The sequence below is a fragment of the Nocardia sp. CNY236 genome (assembly GCF_000482385.1).
GTDB lineage: Bacteria > Actinomycetota > Actinomycetes > Mycobacteriales > Mycobacteriaceae > Nocardia.
On the sequence record NZ_AXVD01000015.1, the window covers coordinates 133360 to 150181 of the forward strand.

Here is a 16822-nt window from a genome sequence, read left to right on the forward strand (position 1 = left end):
CGTCGGTCCGCGCGGCGCGTCGAGCGCCCCATATGCGCGGCGCGTCGAGCGCCCCATGTGCAGGGCGCGTCGAGCGCCCCGCACACGGCCAGCCGCGCAACCGGACGCGCGCACAGCCCATGATCCAGCTCGAGAGATGATGGTCGGCGTGAGTGACGATCAGCCGCCCGAGGCAAACCCAGCGAATATCGCTGATCCGACGAGCCCGGCGAGCGCCCCGCCACGCCTGGCGATGCTACTGGTCATCGCAGCGGTGATATTCGGTCTGGATCTGCTCACCAAGATCCTCGCGGTCGCGAACCTGACTCCCGGCGATCCGGTACCGATCATCGGTGATTTCGCGCGGTTGACTCTGGTGCGCAACCCGGGCGCGGCGTTTTCCATGGCCACCGGGATGACCTGGCTGTTGACTCTGATCGCGGTCGCCGTCGTGATCGGCGTGGTCCGCATCGGCCGTACCCTGCGTTCGCCGTGGTGGGCGATCGGCCTGGGCCTGGTGCTCGGTGGCGCACTCGGCAACTTGGTCGACCGGCTGTTCCGTGCACCCGGCCCACTCCAAGGTCATGTCGTGGACTTCGTCGCGATCGGCTGGTGGCCGGTGTTCAATGTCGCGGACTCTTCCATCGTGTGCGGCGCGATCACGCTCGTGGCGCTCACCGTATTCGGTTTCGAACCGAACGGCACCCGTATCGGCCGCAGTGCTCGCAACAGCGTGAGCAAGCGCCACGCAAACGAAGACAACAGCACACGCGAAGACAACACCGCAGACGAAGACCGCGCCGCAGACGAAGACCGCAGCGCAGACGAAGACCGCAGCGCAGACGAAGACCGCGGACACGGAGACACCGCAGACAGAAGCACCGCACAGAAGGACGCCGCACGCAAGGGCAGGACGGCATGAGAGAGACCAGGACGATGCCGGTTCCCGACGGGCTCGACGGAATGCGCGTCGACGCCGGCCTGTCCCGGTTGCTCGGCCTGTCCCGCACGGTGGTCGCCGCGCTCGCCGAAGAAGGCGCGGTACTGCTCGACAGCATCGCCGCGGGCAAATCCGATCGGCTTACTGCCGGCGCGTGGCTCGAAGTGGAGTTCCCCGAACCCCGACGAGAGCTCGACATCGTGGCCGAACCGGTGGAAGGCATGAAGATCCTCTACGCCGACGACGACATCGTCGCGGTGGACAAGCCGGTCGGCGTGGCGGCGCACACCGGCATCGGCTGGAGTGGCCCCACCGTGGTGGGTGGATTGGCCGCGCTGGGCTATCGCATCTCCACTTCCGGAGCCCACGAGCGGCAGGGCATCGTGCACCGCCTCGACGTCGGCACCTCCGGAGTGATGGTGGTCGCACAGTCCGAGCAGGCGTACACCGTGCTCAAACGTGCGTTCAAGCAACGCACCGTCGACAAGCGCTACCACGCTCTGGTCCAGGGACATCCAGATCCCAGCAGCGGCACCATCGACGCCCCGATCGGCCGAGCGCGAGGCAACGACTGGAAGTTCACTGTCGCCGCCGATGGCCGACCGAGTATCACGCACTACGACACGCTCGAGGCTTTCCGGTCGGCCAGCCTGCTGGACATCCATCTGGAAACCGGCCGCACGCATCAGATCCGGGTGCACTTCTCCGCGGTCCGCCACCCGTGCTGCGGCGACCTGACCTATGGTGCGGACCCCCGTCTGGCGCAGCGCCTCGGGTTGCAGCGCCAGTGGCTGCATGCCCGTGCGCTGGGGTTCCAGCATCCTGCCGACGGCCGCTCCCTGGAAATCACCAGCGAGTATCCGGACGATCTGAACCATGCCCTGGACATCCTGCGCACCAGCTGACCGTCTGGCTCGGTCGTGGCGGTCGGTCGTCACCGTCGGGATCGTCGCGCTGGTCATCGTGCTCGGTGCGCTCGGCATACTTGCCGAACCCTATCGACCTGCGGTGGCCACCGATCGACTCGGACCCGACCACGGTGAACTGGTCGTGGACTACCTGGCGCGGGCACGGGATTCACTCGACGGCACCGACCGGGATCGGCACTGGGGGTTGGTGTCGTTCACCGCACCCGTGGCGCCGGCACAGATTTCGGCGCACAGCGGCGGCACGCACATCGCTCAGGTGCTGTACCAGGTGACCCTGCCGCGGGTACACACTCCCCTGGTCGCGGTACCGGTGCTCCACGACCTCGCGACGGTGGCCGATTCGGCGCGCGACGCAGCATGGCTACTACCCTCCCCCACCGACGACCGCTCCGCCCGAGCCGTGTCCGTCGCCGCGGCACGGCTGCGGGCCGACTGTGCGTGCGCGGTCGGACTCGTCGTCTATGGATCGCTGACCGAATTGCGCAGCCTCGCCACGCGCGATGGCGTTCGCAGCGTGCAAGCACTGCCCGCCGACGCAGTGGCGGGCAGCTTCGCAGTCGCTCCACTGTTGCCCACCCATCGCGGCATCGTGCTACCCGGCCCCGACGACGGTCCGATCCCGCAACCGTAGGCCGCCAGCAGCACTCGAGACCCACTCGTCGGCCGTCAGGCCGCTCCACCCGGAGAACTGGGCAACAATCGCCGCGTGTCGCCGTGTACCGCCGCGCTCACCCACCATGCGAGTTCCACGAGCACGATGCCGACCGCGCCGCAGGCCACAGCGGCGCCGGTCAGCGTGAGATCGGAGGGGTCGAGTTTGAAGAACTCCCGGGTGAACGGAATCATGAACAGGGCGACGTACGCCGCCACAGACGTCACGATCAATACGACTTTCCACCACACATACGGTCGCGCGACAATGGCCAACACCCAGACCGCGATCATGATCAGGGTGATGAGCGCGGTCGTGCCGGCCTGTACGCGCTGCTCCTCGCTGGCCTGCGGACCTGCGTAGGCGATCAAGTAGGAGACGAAGGTGGACAGGCCGATCACGACGCCGGAGGGAACCGCCAACCGCATCACGCGCCCCACGAATCCGGGGCGCGCACGTTCGTTGCTGGGTGCGAGAGAGAGTATGAACGCCGGGATGCCGATGGTGAACCACGCGACGATCGTGACGTGGCGCGGCAGGAACGGGTAGCCGATGGGTTCGTAGTCGAAGATCTGCGAACCGATCCCGGCGGCTCCGACCAGGAAGGCGAGCAACACCGAATACACGGTCTTGGTCAGAAACAGATTCGACACTCGTTCGATGTTGGCGATCACCCGACGCCCCTCACCGACCACTGCCGGCAATGTCGCGAACTTGTTGTCCAACAACACGATCTGGGCAACCGCGCGGGTAGCCGGACTTCCCGACCCCATCGCCACACCGATGTCCGCGTCCTTCAGTGCGAGGACATCGTTCACCCCGTCGCCGGTCATCGCCACGGTATGGCCTCGAGACTGCAGAGCAGCGACCATGGCGCGCTTCTGGTCCGGCCGGACTCGACCGAAGGTCGTTTTGCGCTCCACGATCTCGGCCAGCGGCTCGGCGTCGTCGGGCAACTCTCGGGCATCCAGGGCTCGGTCACCACCCGCCAAGCCCAGCGAGGATGCCACCGCGCCGACCGATACGGCATTGTCGCCGGAGATGACCTTGACCGACACATTCTGCGCGGCGAAGTATTCCAGGGTGTCACGCGCGTCGGATCGAATCTTCTGCTCGAGTACCACCAATGCAGCGGGTCGGATCACACCGGGGGCGTCCGGCGCATCCACCGGACGATCGCTACGCGCCAGCAGCAGTACGCGCAGTCCGGAGGAACCGAGTTCCTCGGCGACACCGGCATATTCGGAGTCCGGGTCGAGCAGCACGTCCGGCGCGCCGAGCAACCAGTCACCGGACGCACCATAGGAGCCGCCGCTCCATTTCTTCGCCGAAGAAAACGGGGCGACGGCGGTACGCTGCCACCCAGGTCCGTGCGGTAGCGCCTCGGCGATCGCCTGCACACTGGCATTCGGATGGGAGTCGTCGGCGGCCAGCGCGGCCAGCGCGGCGCGGACTTCGGTGTCCTCGAAGTCCTCCAGCGTCCGGATGTCCGATAGTCGCATTCCGTTCTCGGTCAGTGTTCCGGTCTTGTCGGCACACACCACATCGACCCGGGCCAGCCCTTCGATGGCGGGCAACTCCTGCACCAGACACTTGCGGCGCCCCAGACGCACCACACCGACCGCGAACGCGATCGATGTCATCAACACCAGCCCCTCGGGCACCATCGGCACGAGTGCGGCGACCATCCCGGTGACCGCCGGTCGCCACGACTCGCCGCTGGAGACCAACTGGTTGTAGATACTCAGCAGGCCCGCTGGGACGAGCAGATAGGTGATGAAGGTCAAGATCTTGTCGATGCCGCTGCGCAATTCGGAATGCACCAGGGTGAACTTGCTCGCCTCTTCCGCCAGCCGCGCCGCGTAGGCGTCCCGACCCACCTTGGTGGCACGGTAGGCGCCGGAACCGGATACGACGAAACTGCCGGACATCACCGTGGCACCGACCGCTTTGTCGATCGGGTCCGCCTCCCCGGTGAGCAGCGATTCGTCCACCTCGAGCAGCGTGGATTCCTCGACTACTCCGTCCACGACGATTTGGTCGCCGGGACCGAGTTCGATCAGATCGTCGAGCACGACCTCACCCGGCGCGATCTCGACGGCCGTCTCGCCGCGGCGCACCGTCGGCTTGGCCTGACCGACAATGGCCAGGCGATCGAGGGTGCGCTTGGCGCGAATCTCCTGGACGATGCCGACAGCGCTGTTCGCGACGATCAGCAGGCCGAACATGCCGTCGATGATGGATCCAGCGGCCATCACCAGCAGAAACAGCACGCCGAGAATGGCATTGATCCTGGTGAAGACATTGGCGCGGACAATGTCGCGGACCGACCGGCTCGCGCGAGCCGGCACGTCGTTGGTCAAACCGTCACGACGCCGTTGCTCGACCTCCGCGGCGGTGAGTCCGGTCGCACGTGGAGCCTGCGCGATTATCGACATGATCGCAAGGCTACGTGACGGCGGTGGGCACCCCTCGTGCTGCTGGTGCCGGCCCGTCTCATCGGCCGCGAACAGCGCATGGTCGGGGGGCATACAGCGAAAACGAGTCGGTCACCGAGGTATCCGGCGACCGACTCGGGTGATACCGCGAACTAGGCGCAGGCCACCGACTCCTCACCGAGGTTGGCCAGCATATTGCACGCCCATGTCTTCTGAATCTTCCATTTACCGTTGTCCACGACGAATGGCACGCCGACCTCCGGCTGTGGCTCACCGTTGAGGGTGAAGATGGCCTTGGCCTCCACAGCTTCGCCGAACGAGGACACGTCGACGACCTGGATCTCTACATTGTTTTCCGCCGCAGCCTGGGCCAGACGGTCGGGCAACGTCGGGTCGACCTCGGCGCCCTGAATCTTCTCCAGCTTCTCCGCAGCCGGCACCGACGGGTCGAGCGCGCGGGCCAGGTCGGCGTTGAGTTCCTCGACCGTGGGTACCGGCGGCAAAGTGACGGTATCCGTTGCCGACGCTGCGGCGCTGGTCGAGGTCTCGGCGGCAGATGTGTTGTCGCTGTCGTCGTCACCGCAAGCCGTCATGCCGAGCGCGGCGACCATGGCCAGGCCGGCTATCGCGATACGTCCAGTCTTACGAAGCTTCAACTGCTCGTCCTTTGCGTTCGAGGAGGTCCGTGTCGTGTTCCACCTTGGCAACCGTCGCCCGAATCGGCGCCCGCTGCACGAGGCCTCAGACTACCGGCACCCGCAACACCGGTGAATTCCACCGGACGCCGGTGGCTGCGTCGGCAGCGACCGTACGCGGACGAACCACTGCTGTCGAGCCGCTGTCTCCGTTACCCCGCTGTCACTGCAGACTGCCGAGCGGATCTGCCCGGGTGAGTTCGGTGTTGTCCAAGGCGAAGGTGTGCGCCGGACCCGGACCGGTCGAACGGGTTTCGAACCGAACGGTCATCACACTCGATCCCGCGCCCTGCACCCAGCCGTGACCATACCGTGGATGTGTCACATCCATTCCGCGGCGCCACGAGGTGCGGGTGTCGAGCGTCCCGGCAGGCCGCGCGAGATCGTTTGCGGCGCCAGCCCCCTCGGCCGAGGGTTCTTCCTCCGAAGCGCGGAGCCCGGCCGCGGCGACCTCCTCGTCGGATACGCCGTGATCGAGTTCGGGGAACAGCGAATCCTGACGAACCGCGGACAGGCCCCCGTAGCCGACGCCGACGAGGCGGACCGGTCCGAGCTCTCGGGGATCGAGAGCCGAGCGCTGCGCCGCGGCGGCCAGCGTCGCCAAGTCCTCGGTCGCAAAAGGCAGCGTGCTCGAGCGGGTTACCACGCTCAGGTCCGACTTCCGCAGCTTGAGTACCACTGTTCTTGCCGCACGCCCATCGTCGGCCAGGCGCCGATGCGCTGCCGCCGCCATGTCCGCGACGGCCTTTCGGAGCTGGGCGAGGGTGACGATATCGGTTTCGTATGTGGTCTCCGCGCTGATCTGCTTGGCTTCGGCACGCTCGGCGACCGGTCGGTCGTCGATCCCTCTGGCCAGACGATGCAGCGCGGCGCCGGAGCTGTTGCCGAGAATCGACATCGCCTCCGACTCCGCGAGCGCAGCAAGCGCCCCCACAGTCTCGATGCCCAGCGCGCGCAACCTGCTCTCCGCGACCGGTCCGATGCCCCACAGGCTCCGCACCGGCAACCCGGCCAGCAGCTTCGGCTGCTCGGCCGGCGAAACGACCCGAACCCCGTCGGGCTTCGCCAGCCCGGAGGCGATCTTGGCCAGCTGCTTTCCGGTTCCCGCGCCCACCGACGCGGTCAACCCGGTGCGTGCGCGCACCTGTGTGCGCACGTCCTCGCAGAACGCCCGCACCTTCGCCGTGCTCGCACCCGCAAGTTCGGCGGGCTCACCGAATGCCTCGTCCAGCGACAACGTCTCCAACACCGGAATCCGCTCGCGAATCGCATCGAAGACCTGTTCACTCACCGCCGTGTACACCGCGCCCCGCGGCGGCACCACCACGCCGGTGACGCCGATCAGCCGACGCGCATGGTGCATCGGCATCGCCGAACGCGCGCCGAAAACCCGCGCCTCGTAGCTGGCTCCGGCCACCACCCCCCGGGCGCCGGTTCCTCCGACCAATACCGGTCGACCACGCAATGTAGGCCGGGTCAGCTGTTCGACCGAGGCGAAGAACGCGTCCATGTCCACATGCAGAACCCAACGGCGAGCGGCATCGACGGCCCCGGCCGACTCGCCCCTGTGGTTCGGGACCTCGCCGTCCGCAGTCCCGGCCTGGACCGCGGAGGCGACCGGACTCTCGGCGTTCGACTGTGGGGGGCACACAGCCGCAATGTACGCCGCGACGCCGACACGCCCGGGCGGTCGGAACCCCGGATCAGCAGCGTAGCCGCAGGTGCAGGGAGATGTACCAACCAGTACCGAACGCTCGCCGACCTGCCGCGCCGTCGCCGCCGACGATGTGCTCGGGTGTGTGATGATCGGATATATGAGTATCCGCAAGGCCGTCATCCCGGCCGCCGGTATCGGCTCCCGGCTGCTCCCGCTGACCAAAGCCATCCCCAAGGAAATGCTGCCGGTCGGCGACAAGCCGGTCATCGAGCACACGGTCCGCGAGTTGGTCGCTTCGGGCATCACCGACATCACCATCGTGGTCAGCGGCGGAAAGTCGCTGATCCAAGATCACTTCCGCCCCAACCCCGCGCTCGCGGCTGCGCTGCGCACAGACGGCAAGACCGCCTTCGCCGACGCCGTGGACGAAGTCGGTGAACTGTCCCGTCTCGGCCACATCACCTATCTCGACCAGCACGGGCCATACGGCAACGGCACTCCGGTGCTCAATGCCGCCCGCAATCTCGGCGACGAGCCGATGCTGGTGCTGTGGCCGGACGACGTATTCGTCGCCGAAATACCGCGGGCCCAGCAACTCATCAATGCGTACGCGACCACCGGCGCGCCCGTCCTGGCGCTGATGCCGATGGACTCTGCCGAGTCGCACCGATACGGCGTTCCCGTGGTGGCCGGTGACCACGGCAACGGCCTGTTGCGAATCACAGGATTGCGGGAGAAGCCCAAGCCCGAGGATGCCCCCTCCTCCTTTGCGGCGATCGGCGGCTATGTGGTCACGCCCGGAATCATCGAGGAACTGCGGGCTCAGACCGAGGCGTGGTACGAACATCGCACCGGCGAGGTCTATCTTACCGACGCAATCAACATCTACGCGGCGCAGAGTCCGGTATTCGGTCAGGTGATTCGCGGTCGGTGGTACGACACCGGGAACCCGGCGGACTATCTGGTCGCTCAGTTCGCCTCGGCGCTCGCCCATCCCCGATACGGACCGGTGCTGCGTACGCTCGCCAGCGACCTCGACAGCTGAGGCGCCCTCAGCGTCGCGCGATGTGGCCTCGACCCGGTCGGTCGGGGCCACATTGCCCGAGCCGCAGGCGATCCTGCGCGTCGTGGTCGATGCCAGGCTTCCAACCCGGTGGCACTCAGAAACGGCGTATGGCGTAGATGTCGAACTCGCGCAACGGGGTGAATCCGACCGGCACGCCCCAACCGTAAGCGTTGAGAACCTCTCCGAAGCCCGCGTAGATCCCGACATGTGAGCCGTCTCGATTCAGTACCACGACATCACCGGGAGACAGAGCGGCCCGGGGAACCGGTGCACCCGCGCTCGCCTGCTGCCAGGTCGTGCGCGGAATTCGCACGCCGACTTGGCGGAACGCCCACTGCACCAGACCCGAACAGTCCCAGCTGGACGGCCCGGTCCCGCCCCACTCGTAGGGTTTGCCGAGCTGAGTGGTGGCTACTGCGAGTGCAGCAAGGCCACGCACGCTGGGAACCGGCAGCATAGCCGAGCCGGTGCTGCTGAGGCCGGACGCGCTGCCCGAACCGCTACCCGATGACGAACCGGATGACGAACTCCCCGGCCCACTCAGGGATGAGCTCCCGGTATCCGACCATGCGGGTCCGGCACATACGACAGCCGCGATGAGGGATAGCAAGAATCCGAATGTGATGTGACGCAAAAATTTTGTCGGCACGTGCTCGCCCTTTCCGTGCATTCGATCAACGGGCAATTTTTCAGCAAATATGGCTGACACATTGCACCCCGGCGCCATCGAGACAGAGCCGTGGATACCGCGTCCAACGCAGGCAGGTGCCGCGCCCGACGCAGCCGCATTCAACACGCACGACGCAGAGCGTTGTGCGCGCACAGTTCGGAGAGAACAGACCACGAAATACAGACCGCCGCCCCCGGGGGGACCGTCCACCACAGGAGCAGCATCGCGATTGTGCCGCGAGCAACTGGCAGCGCGCGGGCTAATAGCAAACATTCAGCATGTGATACATATCACATGCTGAATGTTGCATACCGGTCTCGGAGCGATTACGGATCGCACCCGGTTTTTCCATGCACGATTCGATCCGCGGCCGAGCGCACAGTCAGGCCTTGGTGAGCTCGACCCGGATACCACTGGCCAGGTCGATCGCCTCTGGGCCGGCCTTGCCGATGGTCAAACGGGTAGCGAGAATCTCGCCGGCAATCAGGTCACGATGGACTTCGGCCCACACTGCCCGATCCTGCGGCACCTGCAAAACGACCACGACACGATCGGAAACATCGAGCCCCGCGGCCTTGCGGGTCTGCTGCAAGTCCCGGATGAGATCGCGGGCCCAGCCTTCGGCCGCCAACTCTTCGGTGACCACCGAATTCAACACCACCAGGCCGGTATTGCCCGGCAGCGCCGCAGTCGACTCGGGTTCGGCGGCGACCAGACGCTGGGTGTATTCCTCTGGCAACAGGGCGATCCCAGCCGCAGTGACCACGCCATCGGAGTTCTCCGACCACTGCCCGGCCTTGACCGCCTTGATCACCATCTGTACCTGTTTGCCGAGACGCGGACCTGCGGCACGGGCGTTGACCACCAGCTCGAACCGACCGTGGATGTCCACATCGGTGGTCAGATCCACCTTCTTGACATTGACCTCATCGGCGATGATGTCGGTGAACGGCGCCAGCCGTTCGGCATCCACCGCGGCGATGGTGACCTCGGCCAGCGGTAGCCGCACGCGCAGATTCTGGGCCTTCCGCACGCTGAGCACCGTCGAACACACCATGCGCACCTCGTCCATGGCAGCAACCAGTTCCGGGTCGTGCGGCAGTTCGTCCTTCGCGGGCCACGACGTCGTATGCACCGATTCTCCACCGGTCAGCCCGCGCCAGATCACCTCGGTGAGCAGCGGCAACAATGGCGCGGCCAATCTGGCAACCACGTCGAGCACAGTGTGCAGAGTGTCCACCGCATCCTGGTCTTCGTTCCAGAATCGCGAGCGTGACCGACGTACATACCAATTGGTCAGCGCGTCGGCAAACGACCGCAGTTGCTCACAGGCTCCTGCGATATCGTAGGCCTGAAGTGCCTCGGTCATGACGTCCCTGGTCAAGGCCAACTTCGCCAGGATGTACCGGTCCAGGACATGGGGTGAATCCGTCCGCCACGTGCCGGGGCCGGCGGCGTACAGCTGCAGGAACGACCACGCATTCCACAACGGCCGCAACGCATGACCGATCCCTTCACGAATACCGCGTTCGGTCACGATGAGGTTCCCACCCCGTAGCACGGGTGAACTCATGAGAAACCATCGCATGGCGTCGGAACCGTCCCGGTCGAACACCTCGTTCACATCCGGATAGTTTCCCTTGGATTTGCTCATCTTCAGACCGTCTTCACCGAGGACGATCCCGTGCGCGGCAACCGTTTTGAACGCCGGACTGTCGAACAGAGCGGTTGCCAGCACATGCAGTGTGTAGAACCAGCCACGAGTCTGCCCGTTGTATTCGACGATGAAATCACCGGGAAAGTGGTCGTCGAACCGCTGCTTGTTCTCGAACGGATAGTGCACCTGGGCGAAGGGCATCGAACCGGACTCGAACCAACAGTCGAGCACCTCCGGCACCCTGCGCATAACCGACTTACCCGTCGGGTCATCGGGATTCGGCCGAGTGAGTTCATCGATCATCGGTCGATGCAGATCGGTCGGACGTACGCCGAAGTCACGCTGCAGCTCGTCCAGCGAGCCGTAGACGTCGACCCGCGGGTAGGCCGGATCATCGGACACCCACACCGGAATCGGGCTGCCCCAATAGCGATTTCGGCTGATGTTCCAGTCTCTGGCTCCTTCCAGCCACTTTCCGAACTGACCATCGCGGATGTGTTCGGGAACCCAGGTGACCTGTTTGTTCAACTCCACCATCCGATCGCGGAAGGTGGAGACCGCGACGAACCAGGAGGGCACTGCGAGGTAGATCAGCGGCTGTCCGGAACGCCAACTGTGCGGGTAGGAGTGCTCGATCGTCTCGTGCCGCAACAACTTTCCCGCGGTCTTGAGGTCCTTGATGATCACCGGATTGGCGTCGAACACCATCAGACCTTCGTACGGCGGAACCATCGAGGTGAACTTTCCGCCGGCATCCAGCGGCTGCACCAGTTCGATGCCGTGACTCGCGGCCACCTCCATGTCCTCTTCACCGAAAGCCGGTGCCAGATGCACGATCCCAGTGCCGGAGTCGGTGGTGACATAGTCCGCGGTGAGTACCCGATGCGCGTTTGCATTGCCCAGGAAGAAGTCGAACGGCGGAGCGTAGGACAGACCGGACAGTTCGGAACCGGTGAATTCGCCGAGTACCTCCATCTCGGAACCGAACTCCCGCAGGTAGTGCGAGACACGTTCGGCAGCAAGAAGATACCGCTGTCCGCTGGTCACGCGTAGGTGTACATAGCGAATATCGGGATGCACCGCGATCGCCAAGTTGGATGGCAGCGTCCACGGTGTCGTGGTCCAGATCAGCGCGTTGGCGCCATCGAGTTCGTGCAAGCGATGATCGACAGGAATCCGCAATGGCATATCGACGGTTACCGCCGGGTCCTGCCGCATCTTATAGGCGTCGTCGAGGCGAGTCTCTTGATTCGACAACGGCGTCTGCTCGGACCAACTGTAGGGCAGTACTCGAAAACCTTGGTAGATCAAGCCTTTGTCATAGAGCGACTTGAATGCCCACATCACCGATTCCATGAAATCGATGTCCAACGTCTTGTAGTCGTTGTCGAAGTCGACCCATCGGGCTTGGCGCGTCACATAGTCGCGCCATTCTCCGGTGTAACGCAGCACAGACGACTTGCAGGCCGCATTGAATTCTGCCAACCCCATCGAATCGATCTGTGATTTGTCCGTGATTCCGAGTTGTTTCTCGGCCTCGATTTCTGCCGGCAACCCATGACAGTCCCACCCGAATCGTCTTTCGACCCGCTTTCCCCGCATAGTTTGGAAACGCGGCACGACATCCTTGACATATCCGGTGAGCAAATGGCCGTAGTGCGGCAGACCATTGGCAAAAGGCGGGCCGTCGTAGAAGACGAACTCCGATGCGCTGGACCGATTTTCGATGCTCGCACGAAATGTGTCGGCGACCGCCCACGCGTCGAGCACCCGGCGCTCCATCTCCGGGAACGAAGTTCCGTTCCCGCCGCTCAGATCGACGCGCGGATACGCGCTATTGCTGGAGGTCTTGTCCATCGTGGGTACGTCTCCTCGTGCCGTGTCCGTCCTGACACGGGGACGACGACGACGCCGGTGCGCCGAAACCGCGGTACCACCCCGCTTGTCCGGCGTAGCGAAACGACACCGGACCACTCGTTGTTCGAGCTGTGACGGGCTCATCCCGTTCGGTTCTACTGAGCGCGCCGCGCCGTTCTTCCGAAGGCTCCCCGGTGATAGCCGGATCCACACCGCTTTCACTCCGATTCTAGCCAGAGCGGTCAACGGGGATTACACGGCCGGCCCCGCGTTCGACCGGCATCGTCACCGGCGGGGGTTATCCGTGGATTGTCGTCAACGGGGCTTGTGCCCGGACGGCGGGGATTCGTTGTCGGGTCTGCGTACAGATAGGGCACTCACCAGCAACAGCGCCGCTCCGACGCTGCAGACCACGATGCACCCCCAGGCCCAGATCATGGCTCCCGTTACCAACGCAGCAATGAGCAGCGCACAACCGATCGCTGCAAGAACAAGTGTCACGACGAGCACATTGGCCCCCAAGACATGCCATACGGCTCGACATTTCCTCTACGTGGACTACGTACTCCTTGCGCAACGACCGGCGCTACTTACCGCCCTTCGCGAACGAGGCGGGCGCCAAGTTGTCTGCTGTGGTGGTGGAGTCGGCAAACGCCTCGCCACCATCGACCGGCACCGCCGAGCCGCGATTCTCCAGCTCCTCCAACTGGGATTCCAAGTAGGACTTCAATCGCACCCGATATTCCCGCTCGAACGTTTTGAGCTGCTCGATCCGGCCTTCCAGCACACCACGCTGCTGGGTGATGGTGGCCATGATCTCGGTGTGCTTGCGCTCAGCGTCGGCCTGCAACGCATCGGCCTTTTCCTTGGCCTGACGCAACTGAGTGTCCGAGCGGGTCTGCGCGTCCGACAGCATCGCATCCGACTTCTGCCGCGCATCGGCGATCATCGCCTCCGACCGGGTACGCGCATCACCGACCAGCCGCTCGGAGTTCGACCGAGCATTCGACAGCAGACTCTCCGCCTCGGCCTTCGCGTCGCTGGTCAGCCGATCGGCCATCTCCTGAGCGAGGCTGAGCACCTTCGTCGCGTGCAGATTGGCATCTGCCGTGGGACCATCGATGGCTGCCGGCGCCGATGGAGGCGGGACAGGCGGCGAGACCGGGACCGGGGGTTTGACCGGCTCCGGTGGCGGAGCCTGCGGAGCCGGCGCCTTCGCAGTGCTCACCGCTGCCGCCCCACGGCTGCTCTTCGCATCGGCCAATTCGGTGTCGAGCTCGGCAACCCGCTGACGCAGATCAGCGTTCTCCTCGATCAGACGCGAGAGCTCCTGCTCCACGAGATCCAGGAAGGCGTCCACTTCGTCCTCGTTATAGCCGCGCTTCCCGATCGGCGGTTTGCTGAACGCGACGTTGTGCACATCGGCTGGGGTCAGCGGCATGGAAGGATCCCTTCACGCGTCTTTTGGAGATCTAGCGAGCTGTCTTCTCGGCCCATTCTGTCACACCACGGCGACGGGTTGCCCGAGTCTCTGTACAACCGACATCAGGATGAAGACGATGAAAAGCAGGACCATTATCGACAGATCCAGCCGAATTCCTCCCAGCGACACCGGAGGTATCAACCGCCTCAAGAGTTTCACCGGAGGATCGGTGATCGTGAAGATCACCTCCAAGATGATCACCAGAACGCCCCGAGGACGCCAGTCTCGGGCAAAGCTACGGATGAACTCGACAAACACCCGGCTGATCAGCAACAGCCAGAAGATGAACAGTACGAAGTACAGCACCGCGAACAAGGCCACGACTTCACTCTGCCGGAAAAATCGCGGTGTGCAAAATGATCGTGTCACACCAGCGGCCGCCGGTCTGCCCCACCCCCCAGATCACGACTCTATTTCTGGTTATAGAAGCCGGTTTCCGCGATGCGTCTGCGTTCCTCGGCCGATACATCGACATCGGCCGGTGAGAGGAGGAACACCTTCGTTGCAACCTTGTCGAACGACCCACGCAGGGCGAACGCGAGCCCCGCAGCGAAGTCGACCAGTCGCTTGGCATCGGCGTTGCTCAGATCGACCAGGTCCATGATCACCGGGTTGCCCTCACGGAAGCGTTCGCCGATGATTCGAGCCTCGCTGTAGTCCCGCGGGCGCAGCGTGGTGATCTTGGACAAGGGGCCTCCGTCCTCGAAGATCCCGGGCCGCCGCACCGGTGCGGGCTCGGGACGCATGCGCTCCTCCAGCCTGCGCTCCTCGGCGTCGGGATCGACGGCGAGCGCACCGCGGGTAGCGCCACGCAGCGTCGGCGCACTCCCGCTGGCGCGGAACCGCCCCGACGGAGCGGAGTCGATCCGTGTGGGTCGGCGCGAGGTCTCGTAGCGGTCGGCGCCATAGTGCGTGTCGGCGTACTCGTCGCGCCGCGACACCGAATAACCCGCCTTGTACGGCGACGTGTAGGCCGGCTCGGAATAGTCGGCATCGAAGCGGTCCGAAGTGTACCGCTCCTCCCCGTAGCGGTCGACATATCCGTCTCGGTCGGAGTAGTCACGGGGCCGGCGGGCGCCGCGCTCGTCCATACCCCGAGGGGCGCGATCGTCGACATAGTCGTCCTCGTAGTCATCGAGCGGAACCATGCCGAAGTACGCCTTGAACTTGTGCAGCGTGCTCATTGGTCGACCTTCCTTCGGCCCCGGTGGCGGCCGGGTGTTGAAGTCTTGCTCAGCCCTCGTCAGCCCCCAGCATATGTGTCGAATGTGACTGATGAGGTTCTTTGCTACTCCGAGGTTATCGGCCGAGCGCCCATCAGGGCGGTACCGACACGCACAAGCGTGGAACCGTGCGTGATCGCTGCCTCCAGATCTGCAGACATTCCAGTAGACAGCTCCGCCGCGCCCGGATACTCGGCACGCAGCCGAGTGTGGATCGCTGCGAGACGGGCGAAGGCGGCCTCGGCATGCGACTGCAGCGGCGGAATCGCCATCAGCCCCGACAGGCGCAATCCGGGCGCCCGGGCCGTCCGGTCGGCCAGAACAGCGAGGTCATCTGCAGCAACGCCCCCACGAGCAGGATCTCCATCCACACTCACCTGCAGCAGTACCCGGATCGGTTCGGTACGTTCTCCGGCGTCCAGTGCGGCCCGCGCGCCGGTGTCGAGGGCAGCTACCAGACGCTCGCTGTCGACCGAGTGCACCGCATGCGCCCAGCGAGCTACACTCCGTGCTTTGTTGCGCTGCAGTCGTCCGATCATGTGCCATCCGATACCCGGGTACGCGGCGGCGTGCAGTGTCGCCACCTTGTCAGCGGCCTCTTGCGCCCGCGATTCGCCGAACTGCCGCCGCCCGAGTCGATACAACGCCGCCACGTCGGAGGCAGGAAAGAACTTCGTCACCGGCAGTAGCCGCACCGATTCCGGCGCTCGGCCCGCAACGCGACATGCCGCATCGATCCGCGCGAGCAGGCTTGCCAAGTTGCCGGACAACTCGGCCGTTCTCGCCGGGGCGGACTCGCGCTGCTCGTTCATCGCGAGACCGCCTTCCAGATCACCCCACCGAGCCGGCCCGTCGGCGCTGCACGGCGGTGGCTGAACAATGCACGGTCCTCGATGGTGCAGCGCGGGTCCACGGCAACCGCGGCAACGCCCGCTTCGGTGAGTTGCCGGGCGATGCCCGCACGCAGGTCCAGTCCGGGAGTCCCTCGAATCGTCACGGTCGCGCTGCCGGGCAGATCCGCCTCGACCTCGTCGCGCATCGCGGCTGGTACCTCGTATTGCCGGCCGGACGCGGCCGGCCCGAGGAAAGCGCCGATTCGGCCGAGGCTCGCCCCGACCGAGACCATGGCCGTCAGTACGCGCGGCACGATCCCGATGCGCGCGCCCACCCGTCCCGCATGGACCGCGGCGATCACGCCCGCTTGGTCATCGGACAGCAGAATCGGCACACAATCGGCGGTGAGCACGACGAGCGCGAGGTCGGAGACGGTTGTCACGACCGCGTCGGTGGCGGGGACCGGGTGCGAGCGAGGGCCGTCGACGATCTCCACGGTGCGGCCGTGGATCTGCTCCATCCACACCAAGCGCTCGGCCGGCAAGCCGATCTTCTCGGCCAGCCGCCGACGGTTTCGCCGCACCTTCGCCGGATCGTCACCGACGTGGTCGGCGAGATTGAAACTTTCGTAGGGCGGCTGCGAGTAACCCCCGGATCTGGTCGTGACAACCCGTCGAACGGTCGTGGCCGGCGCGCTGGTCATGACAACGAGCCTAACGGCGCTCGATCCAGGCCGGCGAAC

15 protein-coding genes are annotated in these 16822 nt (G+C 65.2%); 4 read left to right on the forward strand and 11 right to left on the reverse strand.

What is annotated here, in order from left to right:
- The first annotated feature begins 136 nt into the window (after positions 1-136).
- Genes lspA through K940_RS0110865 form a run of 3 tightly spaced genes read left to right on the forward strand, consistent with a single transcriptional unit; the run spans position 137 to position 2479 of the window.
- Positions 137-901: a signal peptidase II gene (gene lspA, locus K940_RS27830; protein WP_081706281.1), complete on the forward strand. Its 765-nt coding sequence runs from the start codon at positions 137-139 to the stop codon at positions 899-901.
- Positions 898-1824, forward strand: coding sequence for an RluA family pseudouridine synthase (locus tag K940_RS0110860; RefSeq protein WP_028477563.1), 927 nt, complete (start codon positions 898-900; stop codon positions 1822-1824). Before lspA ends, K940_RS0110860 begins: the two co-directional genes overlap by 4 nt.
- Positions 1796-2479, forward strand: coding sequence for a hypothetical protein (locus tag K940_RS0110865; protein WP_231390324.1), 684 nt, complete (start codon positions 1796-1798; stop codon positions 2477-2479). Before K940_RS0110860 ends, K940_RS0110865 begins: the two co-directional genes overlap by 29 nt.
- 35 nt (positions 2480-2514) lie before the next feature.
- On the opposite strand, the gene K940_RS0110870 is transcribed toward K940_RS0110865, so the two are convergent.
- From K940_RS0110870 to K940_RS27835, 3 genes are all read right to left on the reverse strand, one after another.
- Entirely contained in the window at positions 2515-4938 is a 2424-nt protein-coding gene (locus tag K940_RS0110870) for a cation-translocating P-type ATPase (RefSeq protein WP_028477565.1), read from the reverse strand.
- Positions 4939-5090: 152 nt separating this feature from the next.
- A complete protein-coding gene (locus K940_RS0110875; protein WP_028477566.1) occupies positions 5091-5594 on the reverse strand; it encodes a hypothetical protein in 504 nt (167 codons plus the stop codon).
- Positions 5595-5796: 202 nt separating this feature from the next.
- Entirely contained in the window at positions 5797-7143 is a 1347-nt protein-coding gene (locus tag K940_RS27835; protein WP_051407087.1) for a DNA polymerase IV, read from the reverse strand.
- Positions 7144-7447: 304 nt separating this feature from the next.
- Here K940_RS27835 and K940_RS0110885 point away from each other — a divergent pair, with 304 nt between their 5' ends.
- Positions 7448-8335 carry a UTP--glucose-1-phosphate uridylyltransferase gene (locus K940_RS0110885; RefSeq protein WP_036528253.1) on the forward strand — a complete coding sequence of 296 codons (888 nt, stop codon included), beginning with the start codon at positions 7448-7450 and terminating at the stop codon, positions 8333-8335.
- 115 nt (positions 8336-8450) lie between these two features.
- Here K940_RS0110885 and K940_RS0110890 read toward each other — a convergent pair whose 3' ends face one another.
- The 8 genes from K940_RS0110890 to pgeF all read right to left on the reverse strand — a co-directional run bounded on the left by K940_RS0110890 (position 8451) and on the right by pgeF (position 16783).
- Positions 8451-9026: a C40 family peptidase gene (locus K940_RS0110890; protein WP_051407076.1), complete on the reverse strand. Its 576-nt coding sequence runs from the start codon at positions 9024-9026 to the stop codon at positions 8451-8453.
- A gap of 382 nt (positions 9027-9408) precedes the next feature.
- Positions 9409-12540: an isoleucine--tRNA ligase gene (ileS, locus tag K940_RS0110895; RefSeq protein WP_028477569.1), complete on the reverse strand. Its 3132-nt coding sequence runs from the start codon at positions 12538-12540 to the stop codon at positions 9409-9411.
- A gap of 315 nt (positions 12541-12855) precedes the next feature.
- A complete protein-coding gene (locus K940_RS32940; RefSeq protein ID WP_369797495.1) occupies positions 12856-13041 on the reverse strand; it encodes a hypothetical protein in 186 nt (61 codons plus the stop codon).
- 85 nt (positions 13042-13126) lie between these two features.
- On the reverse strand, positions 13127-13981 hold the full coding sequence (locus tag K940_RS0110900) for a DivIVA domain-containing protein (protein ID WP_028477570.1): 855 nt from the start codon (positions 13979-13981) through the stop codon (positions 13127-13129).
- A gap of 60 nt (positions 13982-14041) precedes the next feature.
- The gene (locus K940_RS0110905) at positions 14042-14344 is read right to left on the reverse strand and encodes a YggT family protein (protein ID WP_028477571.1); all 303 of its coding nucleotides are present in this window, start codon (positions 14342-14344) and stop codon (positions 14042-14044) included.
- 89 nt (positions 14345-14433) lie between these two features.
- Entirely contained in the window at positions 14434-15207 is a 774-nt protein-coding gene (locus K940_RS0110910; protein ID WP_028477572.1) for a cell division protein SepF, read from the reverse strand.
- Between the two features lie 104 nt (positions 15208-15311).
- A complete protein-coding gene (locus K940_RS0110915) occupies positions 15312-16058 on the reverse strand; it encodes a YggS family pyridoxal phosphate-dependent enzyme (RefSeq protein WP_028477573.1) in 747 nt (248 codons plus the stop codon).
- The gene (pgeF, locus tag K940_RS0110920) at positions 16055-16783 is read right to left on the reverse strand and encodes a peptidoglycan editing factor PgeF (protein WP_028477574.1); all 729 of its coding nucleotides are present in this window, start codon (positions 16781-16783) and stop codon (positions 16055-16057) included. Before pgeF ends, K940_RS0110915 begins: the two co-directional genes overlap by 4 nt.
- Positions 16784-16822 lie beyond the last annotated feature (39 nt).

Bases quoted from the DNA above. Each gene is read 5' to 3' on its own strand.
- lspA (WP_081706281.1), top strand. From the start codon at position 137: ATGATGGTCGGCGTGAGTGACGATCAGCCGCCCGAGGCAAACCCAGCG.
- K940_RS0110860 (WP_028477563.1), top strand. From the start codon at position 898: ATGAGAGAGACCAGGACGATGCCGGTTCCCGACGGGCTCGACGGAATG.
- K940_RS0110865 (WP_231390324.1), top strand. From the start codon at position 1,796: ATGCCCTGGACATCCTGCGCACCAGCTGACCGTCTGGCTCGGTCGTGG.
- K940_RS0110870 (WP_028477565.1), bottom strand. From the start codon at position 4,938: ATGTCGATAATCGCGCAGGCTCCACGTGCGACCGGACTCACCGCCGCG.
- K940_RS27835 (WP_051407087.1), bottom strand. From the start codon at position 7,143: ATGGACGCGTTCTTCGCCTCGGTCGAACAGCTGACCCGGCCTACATTG.
- K940_RS0110885 (WP_036528253.1), top strand. From the start codon at position 7,448: ATGAGTATCCGCAAGGCCGTCATCCCGGCCGCCGGTATCGGCTCCCGG.
- K940_RS0110890 (WP_051407076.1), bottom strand. From the start codon at position 9,026: ATGCACGGAAAGGGCGAGCACGTGCCGACAAAATTTTTGCGTCACATC.
- ileS (WP_028477569.1), bottom strand. From the start codon at position 12,540: ATGGACAAGACCTCCAGCAATAGCGCGTATCCGCGCGTCGATCTGAGC.
- K940_RS0110900 (WP_028477570.1), bottom strand. From the start codon at position 13,981: ATGCCGCTGACCCCAGCCGATGTGCACAACGTCGCGTTCAGCAAACCG.
- K940_RS0110910 (WP_028477572.1), bottom strand. From the start codon at position 15,207: ATGAGCACGCTGCACAAGTTCAAGGCGTACTTCGGCATGGTTCCGCTC.
- K940_RS0110915 (WP_028477573.1), bottom strand. From the start codon at position 16,058: ATGAACGAGCAGCGCGAGTCCGCCCCGGCGAGAACGGCCGAGTTGTCC.
- pgeF (WP_028477574.1), bottom strand. From the start codon at position 16,783: ATGACCAGCGCGCCGGCCACGACCGTTCGACGGGTTGTCACGACCAGA.